Below are 12731 nucleotides of genomic sequence, written 5' to 3' on the forward strand. Positions count from 1 at the left end.
AAGCGTAAGTAAACTAGGAACGATAATAAATCTTTGGTCTTGGATTAATTGGATAGGGAAGTTTTACTTTGTGATACTTGATCCAAAAAATTTTGTATGATTTTCTTCCCTACTTTGGTACCGATCGATTCTGGATGAAATTGCACCCCATATACGGGGTAGATAGTATGTTGAATAGCCATTATTTCGTGATCATCCATAGATGTTGCCATAATGTCCAACTGTTCTGGGCAGGAAGACGGTTCAATGGTATAAGAATGGTAACGCATCACTTCAAGTGGCTGTGATAAATATTGAAACATTCCACTTCCTTTATGTGTTACCGGCGATGTTTTTCCATGCATAATTTGTTTGGCTTGTCGTAATTCACCTCCAAATGCTTCGGCTATCACTTGATGACCTAAACAAATACCGAGAATAGGTAACTCCATGTAATAAGCTTTAACTATTTCTAGACAAGCGCCAGCCTGCTGTGGTAAGCCTGGTCCAGGGGATATAATGATTCCGTCTGGACAAAGCTCATTTATTTCATGAACTGAAATATAATTATTGCGCACGACGTGGATATCGTAGCCAGATTCAGCGACATATTGATAAATGTTAAAAGTGAACGAATCGAAATTGTCAATTAATAAAATCATCGGCGGTACGCACCTCCGTAAGCGATTTAGCTTTAAATAAAGTTTCTTCATATTCCTTTTCTGGATCAGAGTCAAAAACAACCCCTGCGCCCGTTTGCAAATAAGCGTAGTTATCTTTTATGACAAGTGATCGGATGGCTAAAGCAATACTGATGTTATGGTTAAAGTTAATAAAACCAATTCCTCCGCCATAAACTCCCCGTTTACAGTCCTCCAAATCATTGATAATCTGCATTGCTCTTATTTTGGGCGCCCCGGAAACTGTGCCTGCAGGAAGGCAAGCGCGTAAAGCATCAAAAGGCGTTTGATTATGTCTTAATTTACCTTTTACTTCTGATACGATGTGCATGACATGCTCGTATTTTTCAATGGACATGTATGTGGGGATATGGATACTACCAACCTCGCATACTCGACCAAGGTCATTTCTACTTAAGTCAACTAACATTTGATGTTCTGCAATCTCCTTTGGATCATGTAAGAGCTCTTTCATTAATTTGCTATCTTCGCTCTTTGTCTTACCTCGTGATCGCGTACCAGCAATAGGGTTTGTCATTACTGAGTTTCCATTTGTCTGAATCAAGCTTTCGGGTGAGGCACCAAGTAAACAATAATCGGTAAAATCAATATAAAACATGTAAGGAGACGGATTGACCTTTCGCAATTGTCGATAAAACGAGAAAGGATCTGTATTTAATTTCGCTCTCATTCGTTGCGATAGTACGACTTGGAAAATATCGCCTTGTTCAATATGTTTTTTTGCTCGTTTTACTTTTTCTATGAAGCTATTTTTTTCGGTGTCGGTAACGAATTGTAAGCACGTATTTGTTGTTGTTTTTAATGGGGACGAACGCAATATTTGTGCTTTAAGATTATCTAATTGTTTATTCAAATTGTTGTTCTGTGCCCCATTTAGATGAATTGCTATAAGATAAACTGTTTCACTAGCATGATCAAAGACAATGACATTTTGAACGAACATAAAGTGAATATCAGGCATAGTTAATTCATCTGGTAATCGCTCTCCAATGTACTCTTCCGTACGAACAGCGTCGTAACCGATGTAACCAACCGCACCACCATAAAAAGGAACTGGTAAATCGAGGTTGACTTTTGGTAGCTCTGTTTCTAGATAAGATAGTGCATCTTGCTTAATGGTGGTAGTAGTATTTGTGCAATGATGAATCACTTTTGTTGTTTGCTCTCCAATGCCCATTACTTCTTTAAAAGGATCGCAACCAATAAAGGAATACTTTCCTTTTGTTTCATGCTCAAATGTGCTCTCTAATAAAAATTTGTTTCTACCATCTAACCGCATATAAATTTCTATTGGTGTTAACGTGTCAGCATTTAACTTTAGTAATTTATAGTGACCTTGTTGTTGTGTTTGACTCATTTTTTACACTCCTTTTAAGGTAATCGAGTAGTTTCGATTGAAAAAACTATATAATCTCCCCCAACAAAAAAGCCTCTATAAACACAAGTAATGTGTTTATAGAGGACGATAGATGACCGCGGTGCCACCTCTTTTAAAAAGCATGCAGCTTTTTATCTTCATCAGATACGGGAAGTAAAAGACTGGATATGATCTTCTTCCGATATCTTATCCGTATAACGGCGGAGCTCCGTGCTTTCCTACATGGAAATAGGGTTCAGAAAGCCTCTTGTAAGTCCATTCAGCTTGATCCTACGTACTAGTATCCCACCATCACTAGTTCTCTGTAACGCCCTTTTCAAGCTTACTTCTCTTACGCAACGATTTTTCTTATTGTACACTATAAGGAGATATAAATTTTAAGGTTTATCGTATAAACCAATTTTTTAAAAACGAAGAACAACGGTAATTTGCCTGGCGGTAAAATATCTTTTCAAGCATTAATGGATATATTTCATCATATATCGTATCCACCATGTTTCTAAAGATGAATGAAAAAAGCCCCTCGTCACTAAAAAAGGACGAGGGACCGCGGTACCACCTTTATTAACTGCAATACAGTTCACTTTAATCATAGCAATATATATGCTAGTAGTCTCAGGTAACGATGAGACGAATTCGCCAAAGCCTACTACATAAACGGTTCGGTTTGGTAGCTCAGAAGCCCATTCGTCTAATGCTAACACACTGATTTCCACCATCCATCAGCTCTCTAAAGTGTAACATAAGCTTACTCTTCTTCTTCATTGCTTTCATATTTTAATGAATTGTTGATAATTTTAGAATAAATGAATCAAAAAGTCAACCCCTTTTTTGCACTATAGAAAATATAGAATTTTAGGGCTTATAGTATAAGATAAACGACAGTGTTTCTGTGATAGAAGATTTAGTGATAATTCTAATCAAAATTAATTCAACGAATGCAATGCTAATTACAATAGGTTGAATATAAGTTAAGTGTTAAAAATTGCTGACTATGAATCTGATAATAAAATAGATCGGTAACACTTGATTGTAGTGTCACCGATGTAACTGGACATGTTGTGTTATGGTGTAATTCCGCCGCCGTTACCGTTTGGTGCTGGGAAGTTAAAAGTTGGTGGAGTAGCTTGTTTCTCACAGCGATGAGGATTGACATCACAAAAATGTCCATGCGCATCTTTAATAACTTGACGAGTAACTGTAATAGTTGTTCGTAGTATGACTTTAACCAATAGCCCAGATATATCTACACCGACAATATCAACGCCCGGAACTTGTTGGGTGAAGACCCCTTCCACCTCCAACGGTGTTTCCATTACCATATCTTGTGGACAAGCTCCAGGGAAGTCCGTGTGCGCTTGGAAAGGAATACTAGTTGTGAACGTAATCGGAAGCGCTACACCCAACACTGATATAGAGATGGTAGCAGGAACAAGTCCGATATTAACAACTTTATCTTTAATAATACTAGCATTTTGAGTTATTCCGTCTACATTAGGGGTAACGTCTACTGATAGGATATCTCCAAGAACTGGAATACCTAAATCTGTTAGTAAAAATGTCCTTTCAGCCACCTTTTGAACTGTTTTAGTACCTACTACTGAATTAACTAAGAAACAATCGCTGTCTAATTTAGTTTCTTTGAGTTGTGGTTTTTTGAAATTACAATCGCAAGTGCCGCGCTTAGAGCAATCATAGCAATCATGTTTATTTTGTTTTTTGTGGCATCTCACTTGCTTGCCAGCCATTACAACGTTATTAAATCTTTTTTTAGAGGACATTACATCCTCCCTCCTTTCGAGAAATATCTGTGTTAGAAAATAAAATGTTATTTCAAGGTTATTGTATTAGTGAAAGCCATTTTGTGATTGGACTTTTCTATTATTGAGTCATCTTCCTAGGTAGAATATATACAACATGTTTAGAAATAGTTATTTGTGCTATAGCTTTGTACATAATAATGACGAAAGGAATCATTTTTTCATGTTTTAGGGAAGCGATAAAGGGAAAGCATTTGACACACATAGGAGTAGGTTTTGTTGAGGAAGAAGGAGGAGTTGTCTAAAGATGCCATTTGGTAAGAATCCTCTTCAAAAAATTTGTAAAGGATGGAATAATCTTATTAACTGAAAGGTTTATTTCGAATAGAAGGTGCTAAGACTCCCGCTTAAGACTTGGTGGATGTAAGCGGGAGATAGCAGCACTTGATTAAGCTTTTATTCGTTCAGAGGACTTTAGGTTATTCTCTTGTGTAACTAATATTCGATAATAAATGAAAAATAACACCTAATTGAAGATTCACTTTTAATGAAGACCGTTCTAAGAACCTATTCGGAGGTGTGATTGGTCTTTTGGCTTATTTTGCTTTACCGCAACAGCCGCCTCTTCGGAATATTCCTTTTTTCATTGTTGGTGATGATTCTAGTACAATGGGGTCTTTGGATGGATTAATTTTCGTATAGCGAGCTTCTGCTTTCATTACTCTTCTTTTCTTCAACAATTCTCAACTCCTTGGGTGTTATGATGTATTATATGCATGCTATTGCATGGTGGTCGGGCTAACATGAGAGTTCTAAGTGAAAAGGGCATTCCTCATTACATAGAGCTTCACTTGATACGATGAAGCACTTGATTTAATAAGAGTAATGCCCGTTACGTGGATTATGAGGTGGTTAGAAATGTCTATTGGTGCTGTATAAGGGTGAAAGTGGAAGATAGCTGGACATCTTAATATATTTCTTTCATGCTTACTAAAGCTTTGAATTCGCCTCCAATTGCCAAACAGAGTTTGACAGGTTACTAGTATATTGCGCGGTCATAAAGTAATACGAATGCTTGAAGGTGGGGAATAAATAACGGGAAGCCATTATTTGCTTCGTTTTATCCTCTCTTAAATAAAGAAAGTAACGATGAGAAGGAATCTGATTTTTTGTTTAACTCATTAGATTGATTGTTTTCTGTGTTACCTATTTGTTTTTTAGTAAAGTATTGCTGTTTCACCTCCGCGCCCTCTATTGATTTTTTAGGTAATGTTGTACTACTGTTTGTTTTCTCTATTTGGTTATTTGTAAAATCTATCTTATTGTCTGTATCTTCTAGTTGTATTTCAGCAAAGTCTGTATTATTTTTGTCTGTTTCTAATTCGTTGTTAGGTGAAACTGCATTACCTTCTACTACTTTTTCCCCCGTTGTAGTCTGTAGCTGATCGTCAATATTAGTATCACCAATAGTGTCTTGAGGGTGATTATGATCATGAGTATCTACTGCTGCCTCATGCCCCTGATGAGCAGTATTATTATCAATTACTGTGTTTTGAGAGTGATGACTAACTGCGTTTTGATCATGATTCGCCTCATTATTACTTATTGCGTCATGAGGCTGATTGTTAGCATTGTTATCCATTGCATCTTGAGGGGGGGGAGTGGGATTAGCAACATGGTTTTCTAGTTCATGAGAAGTAGAGTTATCGGTATCTTGCTCATCTTCTTTATTCTTTACTTGAGACTTGCTTTTGGGAGTAGCTGTACGAGTAACAATATTTTTATTTAATTTATATTGAGAATGTAAAAATGTCTTTTTTGCTTTATTCATAGATATCGTCTCAGAATCTTTTGTATCATAATGTTGGGAATAATAAGTTTTATCACGGTTTGATTTTGCCAGACTATGGTGCTGTCTACTTACTTGATTATTTTTTTTTTTGGTTACGGATTGTTGTTCAACTTGGTTGGGATATTGTAGTAAACTGTGTAATTGCTTATATTCTGATTTATGAATAGAACGTTTATTTTTAGAAGTGGTACTATCTTGCGTTTTCATTAATTCTTTTATTTGTATCATCTCTTCTTTTAAACTTTCAAGCTCTTTTTTTTGTGCTTCTGATTTTTCGTTTTGTACTTTTAGAAATTGATCTATTTTTTCAAAGAGTTCAGTTAAAGGTAATTGCTCTAATTGAAGTTTAATTATTTCAGAACGTTGATCTAATCCTTCTAAAGTATTTAGAATAGATGCTTGCTGATTAGCAAGGCGTTGTTCTTCCAATTGCTGTTGCAAATATTCTTCTTGCAGTTTATTTTCCATCGTATCCATTTCTCCTTTAAGTTTAAAAATTTCCATCTTTAAATTATAAAATTCTTTTTTTGTTTGAAGATAATCTTCCATTAATTTTCCTTCTGTTACAAATCCCATAGTCTGTTTGTAGGCATCGATTTCTTTTTTTAACTTTTCAATTTCCTCAACATTGTACAACTCATATCGATACATTTTTATTCACCCTTTAACAGCACATTAATATACTATTTATTAAACAGCAATCTGTGACAAAAGTGCATTTTTTAATTTCAGAGTTTCATTGCTCTAACATAATTAGTTTATGCACAACATTCTAGATTTAATCTAAATTAATATTGGGACAAAAGAGTGTCCAGAAGCCTATTAATAAGACGAAGACCTAATTCCATGATTTTTATCTTAATTTCCGCTATATTACTATACCGTTTTGGGGATTTGTTCATAGGCTACAGTGAAGGAAATTAATCTTATTCGGAGGTGTTTGCTATAATGCAGGCAAATAATTTATCTGGGGGTCAGGAGCTCCTATGTATTAATACAGAAAAGGTATATGACTGGATTCTAAATGAGTCAACATTTGATCTAAACTTAATGGATATGGAATTGCCAGCAAATCCAAATACGGGTGAACAGTTGACATGTGCTGATATAGATATAGATACAGTTACATGTACAGTTACACCTTGTGCTACCGAGCCAATTGTTATTTTGGACCGAGTAGATCAAGAATTTGTCATTGATGGTACAGAGGTGACTTTGCAGCTGGTTAATATTCGTAAAAACTTTGTTGTGACAGTATTTGTTGATTTATTACCAGAAGTTTGCGGTGGAACAGTGGAGGTGTGTGAAGCATATTTTACACGTTGTGAGCAAGTAGTCCTTTGCGCACCCGAAGGAACAGAAATTGATGTGTCTTACACAGACTTAGATTGCTTTGTATGTACTGCGGCCTGTGATGATTCGATCGATCCAAATGAACTAGATGTAACGCTTACTGTTCGCTTATGCCAAAGCATTCAATCCACTTTTGACGTCACTCTTGAAATCGTAGCAGACTTCTGCGAGCCAAGAGATGTTCTTCCGATAACTCCATGCCCTACGCCAACTATGCCACCACAATGTCCAGTTATTTTCCCGAATAATGGTTTTAATGATTAAGGAGTTGGCATATTTATAAAGAGAGGAATATATCCTCTCTTTATTTTTACTTTGACGCTAAAATTGCCAAATATGTCTAAGCGTAAGATTGAAAGGTTTCATTTGTCCACTTAGAGAGGTACTATAGCAGTCAGTCATCGCGCGTAGAAAAAGTGTTCATTTATGTAAGGAAAAGAGAATATGGAACGCTAGCATCAGATGCAGGTAATTAAATTACTAGCCCTTTGAAACCTTGTATACGGAAGGAAGTAAATGCATGGAATAAGTTTCATGCTAAATAGGGGGATTGGAAATGGAAAAAATAGGAGCAATTCAAAAGAAACTACGTGATTTGCAGGAAATGAATGACGTCTATTTAAAGGAACTAAAGACAGTAGCGAAGGAGGTCCAGAAAAAGCATATTCATATTGTGAGTTACTTTACTTATTCTGTTAATTTGAACCATCAACCAGATGGAGAAAATCTTATTATTGGTTCTTATCACATAACTAATTTGGGTTTTAAACCGTTGCACCACCCATATATATGCATCAAACTAAACGATGAAGATCAGTTCGACTTTTCTGGTAAGTATTTTTATGAACAAACCCAACAAAAAATGAAGCTCGCAAATGCTTGGTTGAGATTCAATGAAGCAAGTGATCAACAAGAATTTTGGCTAAAGCCAAGTAAGCAGCAAATACTTTATCCGCAAGAAACATTAACTTTTCCAAACTTTCAATTGAAATGGATGCCAAATAGGTCATACAGCGGCAGTGTAACAGGGTTTTCATATGGTGATGAAATAGAAGAAGGGGTACACGCATTCAATCAAATCAGTGTTAGTGGAAAAGTGGAGGAGGGGAAAAGGTATGAATAATGAAGAAATGGAAGAATTGTGGAAAGAATCGATCTATTCATTGATTAAAAATCACGTAGAAGCATTAAAGGAAGATACATCATCTCCTAATAGTAGCTTTGTATACTTAGAAAATAATACGTTACAAATGATCATGGCATATATGTTTATAAATATGAATCGCTCAACAAATTACAGTAATTATTCAATGGATACAGCGGAATTAGCAGAGATAGAAAATAATTTGGACGTATTAATTGATAATAGTAAAAAGGAGTTTGAAATAATACTAGGTATGCTAAAAGGCTAATTCGAGAACAAAATAATAGGATACGTAGTATAATAATAACGAGCGGCACAGATATATGAATAATGGGAAGTAAAGCACTATTTAGCGTTTCGCATTTTGTTTCATAGTAACAGATAAAAACCAGCTGTATGATAGCTTCAAATTTACCAAAGTGTGTAAAAATCACTTTTCTCTTTATTATGAAGCTAATTTTGTGCTATTTTAATGGTATGCTATAGTTTTTGCGTAATGAAAGAAACGTTGTTCAAAAAAGGAATATAATATAAATACACCAAAGTGGAGATTTGCAATAATGTGAAAGGTTTCGAAAGTATTTACATAGTTGGCAGTGACCCTTCATGGTTATTATATTTTTCTATTTAATTGCAGGCAATTCATTTATGTTGTCATAAAATCAGCCTGTCCTTTTTGAACAATTATGATGATGGAAGGACGAAAAATATATGAGAAAGAAAAAAGTAGGAATTATTTTTGGTGGGAAATCTGCTGAGCATGAAGTATCGCTTCAGTCAGCTAAAAATATTGTTGATGCGATAGATCGGGATAAGTATGAGGTTGTTTTAATTGGGATTGATAAGGATGGAAAATGGCAATTAAATGAGTCATCATCTTATTTACTCCACGCGGATGATCCAAAGTTGGTTCAATTAAACAAATCGAATGATACGGTTGCTATCGTTCCTGGAGACAAAGAAAGACAATTTATCCATACTTCTAACGCAACAAAGCTAGAACAATTAGATGTTGTGTTTCCAATTGTACATGGAACATTGGGAGAGGATGGAAGCCTACAAGGAATGCTTCGTTTAGCAGACCTTCCATTTGTGGGCCCAGACGTTTTAGCTTCTTCTGTTTGTATGGATAAAGACGTTGCGAAGCGTTTGTTACAAGGAGCTGGAATCAACGTTGCTAAAGGACTGGTTTTTAGAAAAAATGAACAAGATAAGATAAGTTTCGAAACAGCTGTGGAAACATTGGGGAATCCCATGTTTATTAAACCGGCTAATCAAGGTTCATCTGTTGGAATTAGCAAAGTAACGACAGAAGAAGCGTTCTATCAAGGTGTGCAAGAAGCATTTCGCTATGATCATAAAATTGTTATCGAGGAATGCATTATTGGTAGAGAAATAGAATGTTCTGTATTAGGAAATGAGGAACCAAAAGCGTCATTACTAGGAGAAATTTTACCACAAACTGAATTTTATTCGTATGAATCGAAATACATTGATGAAAAAGGGGCGGAATTAGCGATCCCTGCCGATGTGTCTAAAGAGACAACGAAGCGTGTGCAAAATGTTGCTATTCAAGCGTTTAAAGCGTTAGAGTGTGAAGGTTTAGCAAGAGTAGACTTCTTTTTAACAGAAGCTGGCGATATTTATTTAAATGAAATCAATACGTTACCTGGATTTACAAAAATAAGTATGTATCCAAAATTATGGGAAGTAAGTGGGCTCTCTTATCAAGAATTAATTACGACATTAATTGAACTAGCAATGGATCGGCACAACCGAAACCAAGGGCTAAAAAGTTCTGTCTGGGAATAATGTAAGCAAAAGATAAGAGGCATGATACGAAGGTAGATGTTCCTCTTAAGTTGTGATGATTTCACCTTAAGAGGATGCCCTATCCTATTTCATGCCGCTTTATTTTTACACTATAGATAAGTGTAAAATTATTATTGATTATAAGAAAACAAAGGCTTCCGCTATGAGACTTGGCGGCAAGCCAAGTTTTTCTAATGGCCTATTTTCAACACTTACGATTTGCTCGAAACAGATCAAATTCCATGCCTAGCTTGTTTGCATGGTGTAAGCCATTATCATGCAATGAAACGATAGCTTTCCAAAAGTGTTGATAATGTTCCTAAGTTATTGGCGAGAGAAGGGCTCTTTTGCTTTATCCTTCGTAAGTCGAGAATTTATCCTCCACGCTAATCCGGGCTTTAGGAGCCGGTGCTTCATCAAAATACCCTAAATGAAGGAAGCTAACAATTTTTTCATTTGGCTTAACATGTAAGATTTCTTTTACTTTCGGATCTTGAATATGTGGGTTTGTTTTCCATACCGCGCCAAGTTTTCTTTCCCAAGCGAGTAGCCAGAAATTTTGAATCATACAAGCAACTGCACCATAATTTTCTTCCCATTCTTTTTGCAATTCTGGTTCATCCATCACCACGACAAGAATGGCATTCGGCTCGTTTAAATAATCCTCTCTGTTTTGTTGTCTTTCCGATGGGTACGTAGCAGCAACTTTTTTTGCAAACGCTGGAAGTTGATCTTTCCCTACAAAAATAAACCGCCATGGTTGGCGCATCCCGTGCGTAGGAGCCCAAATCGCATCCTCTAGTATTTCTAATACCGTCTCTTTGGTTACTTCTTTATCGTTATACCCTTTTTTAACAGCACGGCGTTCGCGGATAAGCTTCGCCAGCTGTGAATTTGTCTTTGTATTCCCCATATCTTTCATCTCCCTTGTTACATGTATATAATTGATAATTATTTTCAGTTAAATTGTAGCCGAATAGGTATAGAAAAGCAACTAAACGACTTCATTTACGATCGTAATACAATATATGAGAACAATGTGCGGGTTATTCTGCTTGAAGTAGTACTCGAATAACGTAATAATAGATGATAATACTGTAAATGAGGAGAGAATAAAGATAGCGATTGTAGGGGTAGATGATTTTCAATGAGGGGCAGTGAAGTAAAATGGGTGGCATTACCGTGTAGGTAACAACGAACATATAGAAAAGCGTAAAGGAGAACTAGAAAAAGGTGAACTAAAAGAGATATAATGGCAAATTCCATGAGGGAGCATTTACAAAAGTCAGTTATAGGCACGAATTTATGTGAGTAGATTCACGATGATAGGAGGAATAACGATGCAGCGATTTTTACAGCGTAAAGGTGTACATATTACAGGAAAAGCGTATTTTATCACCGCTTTAAGTTACATGGCGTTAGGTTTATTCTCATCCTTAATTATTGGACTTATTATTAAGACAGCTGGTGAACAGATCATCATCATGTTTTCTCCTTCATTGGCAGAAGTTTTTGTGGAGATGGGAAGTTTTGCAATGGACACCAAAATTATGGGTGGTGCTATCGGTGTCGCCATTGCTTACGGATTAAAGGCTCCACCCCTTGTGCTATTTTCAGCTTTATTTGCTGGAGCATTTGGTGCAGAACTAGGTGGGCCAGCTGGAAGTTACATGAGTGCGGTGTTCGCAACAGAATTTGGCAAATTAGTTTATCAAGAAACGCGTGTAGATATCATTGTTACGCCATTAGTAACGATTGTAGTTGGTTTTGTAACGGGTAAATTTATCGGACCTGGGATAAGTAGTTTGATGGAAGGCTTTGGCGAAATGGTTAATTGGTCCACAGAACAGCAACCATTTATCATGGGAATTTTAGTAGCGGTATTGATGGGAATAGCACTAACAGCGCCGATTTCATCTGCTGCTATTGCTATTATGCTATCTTTGGATGGGCTGGCTGCAGGCGCCGCTACGGTAGGCTGCTCCGCACAAATGATTGGTTTTGCGGTGGCTAGTTATCGAGATAATGGATTTGGTGGCTTTATTGCGCAAAGTATTGGAACGTCCATGTTACAAGTTGCTAATATTGTAAAAAAACCAATTATTTTGTTACCACCGACCATAGCAGGAGCCGCTGTTGCGCCGCTTGCTACTGTCTGGCTCGAGTTAACAAATAACCCTTCTGGAGCTGGTATGGGGACAAGCGGTTTTGTTGGACAAATTATGACAATCGAATCGATGGGGTTTTCCATGCCTCTGCTTTGGAGTATGCTCATGTTACATATCATGATCCCTGCTATAATTAGTTTACTTATTGCCACTTTACTTCGGAAAAAAGGTTGGATTCAACCAGGTGATATGAAAATTTCCTATGAATAAACTGTGGTAACTCGAATGAAAAAAAGGAGTTTATAGGATATGAAAACCGCCATGAAAGAAGTTGTTAAAGGGGATGGAACGGGTGTGAAAAAAGTGTCTGGCGGCTCCATCAACGATGCCTATTTGGTGAAAACGGAGCTGCAACGTTTTTTCATGAAGGTAAATGAAGCTTTACCTGACCGTTTTTTTGCTTAGAAGCGCAAGGTCTAACATTGATAAAGTCTACAAGAACAGAACATACGGACAAGCAACTTGGTGAGCGAAATCTGTACGAGGTTGAGCGAATTTCAAGCAAGGTGAGCGATTTTCGCACGTTGGCGAGCGAAATCTGTACGAGGTTGAGCGAATATCATGCAAGTTGAGCGACATTCGCA

At 36.6% G+C, this 12731-nt stretch carries 12 protein-coding genes and 2 other annotated features; of the genes, 6 read left to right on the top strand and 6 right to left on the bottom strand.

Annotation, left to right across the window (positions count from 1 at the left end; genetic code table 11):
- Positions 1-44: 44 nt before the first annotated feature.
- The 5 genes from D9780_RS01310 to D9780_RS01330 all read right to left on the bottom strand — a co-directional run bounded on the left by D9780_RS01310 (position 45) and on the right by D9780_RS01330 (position 6321).
- On the bottom strand, positions 45-641 hold the full coding sequence (locus D9780_RS01310) for an anthranilate synthase component II (protein WP_121638995.1): 597 nt from the start codon (positions 639-641) through the stop codon (positions 45-47).
- The gene (gene trpE / locus D9780_RS01315) at positions 625-2037 is read right to left on the bottom strand and encodes an anthranilate synthase component I (RefSeq protein WP_121638996.1); all 1413 of its coding nucleotides are present in this window, start codon (positions 2035-2037) and stop codon (positions 625-627) included. The genes D9780_RS01310 and trpE overlap by 17 nt, the downstream gene beginning before the upstream one ends.
- A 98-nt stretch (positions 2038-2135) precedes the next feature.
- Positions 2136-2406 (bottom strand) — a binding site (T-box leader).
- A gap of 184 nt (positions 2407-2590) precedes the next feature.
- Positions 2591-2832 (bottom strand) — a binding site (T-box leader).
- 290 nt (positions 2833-3122) lie between these two features.
- Entirely contained in the window at positions 3123-3839 is a 717-nt protein-coding gene (locus tag D9780_RS01325) for a hypothetical protein (RefSeq protein ID WP_121638998.1), read from the bottom strand.
- 575 nt (positions 3840-4414) lie between these two features.
- A complete protein-coding gene (locus D9780_RS20920) occupies positions 4415-4555 on the bottom strand; it encodes a hypothetical protein (RefSeq protein ID WP_162985757.1) in 141 nt (46 codons plus the stop codon).
- 383 nt (positions 4556-4938) lie between these two features.
- Positions 4939-6321, bottom strand: coding sequence for a hypothetical protein (locus D9780_RS01330; RefSeq protein ID WP_121638999.1), 1383 nt, complete (start codon positions 6319-6321; stop codon positions 4939-4941).
- A gap of 297 nt (positions 6322-6618) precedes the next feature.
- Between D9780_RS01330 and D9780_RS01335 the strand changes: the two genes are divergently transcribed.
- The 4 genes from D9780_RS01335 (at position 6619) to ddlA (ending at position 9979) form a co-directional block, all read left to right on the top strand.
- A complete protein-coding gene (locus tag D9780_RS01335; protein ID WP_121639000.1) occupies positions 6619-7287 on the top strand; it encodes a BMQ_0737 family morphogenetic spore coat protein in 669 nt (222 codons plus the stop codon).
- 292 nt (positions 7288-7579) lie between these two features.
- Positions 7580-8146, top strand: coding sequence for a hypothetical protein (locus tag D9780_RS01340; protein ID WP_121639001.1), 567 nt, complete (start codon positions 7580-7582; stop codon positions 8144-8146).
- Positions 8139-8435, top strand: a complete 297-nt coding sequence (locus D9780_RS01345) for a hypothetical protein (protein WP_121639002.1) — start codon at positions 8139-8141, stop codon at positions 8433-8435. The genes D9780_RS01340 and D9780_RS01345 overlap by 8 nt, the downstream gene beginning before the upstream one ends.
- A 443-nt stretch (positions 8436-8878) precedes the next feature.
- Complete coding sequence (gene ddlA / locus D9780_RS01350) at positions 8879-9979, top strand: D-alanine--D-alanine ligase (protein WP_121639003.1); 1101 nt, start codon at positions 8879-8881, stop codon at positions 9977-9979.
- 352 nt (positions 9980-10331) lie between these two features.
- On the opposite strand, the gene D9780_RS01355 is transcribed toward ddlA, so the two are convergent.
- On the bottom strand, positions 10332-10892 hold the full coding sequence (locus D9780_RS01355) for a nitroreductase family protein (protein ID WP_121639004.1): 561 nt from the start codon (positions 10890-10892) through the stop codon (positions 10332-10334).
- 427 nt (positions 10893-11319) lie between these two features.
- On the opposite strand from D9780_RS01355, the gene D9780_RS01360 reads away from it, so the two are divergent.
- Together D9780_RS01360 and D9780_RS01365 are read left to right on the top strand one after the other, a co-directional pair.
- Positions 11320-12357 carry a PTS sugar transporter subunit IIC gene (locus tag D9780_RS01360; RefSeq protein WP_121639005.1) on the top strand — a complete coding sequence of 346 codons (1038 nt, stop codon included), beginning with the start codon at positions 11320-11322 and terminating at the stop codon, positions 12355-12357.
- A gap of 39 nt (positions 12358-12396) precedes the next feature.
- Complete coding sequence (locus tag D9780_RS01365; RefSeq protein ID WP_121639006.1) at positions 12397-12552, top strand: fructosamine kinase family protein; 156 nt, start codon at positions 12397-12399, stop codon at positions 12550-12552.
- Positions 12553-12731: the final 179 nt, after the last annotated feature.

The organism is Virgibacillus sp. Bac330, assembly GCF_003667845.1.
Classification (GTDB): domain Bacteria; phylum Bacillota; class Bacilli; order Bacillales; family Amphibacillaceae; genus Virgibacillus; species Virgibacillus chiguensis.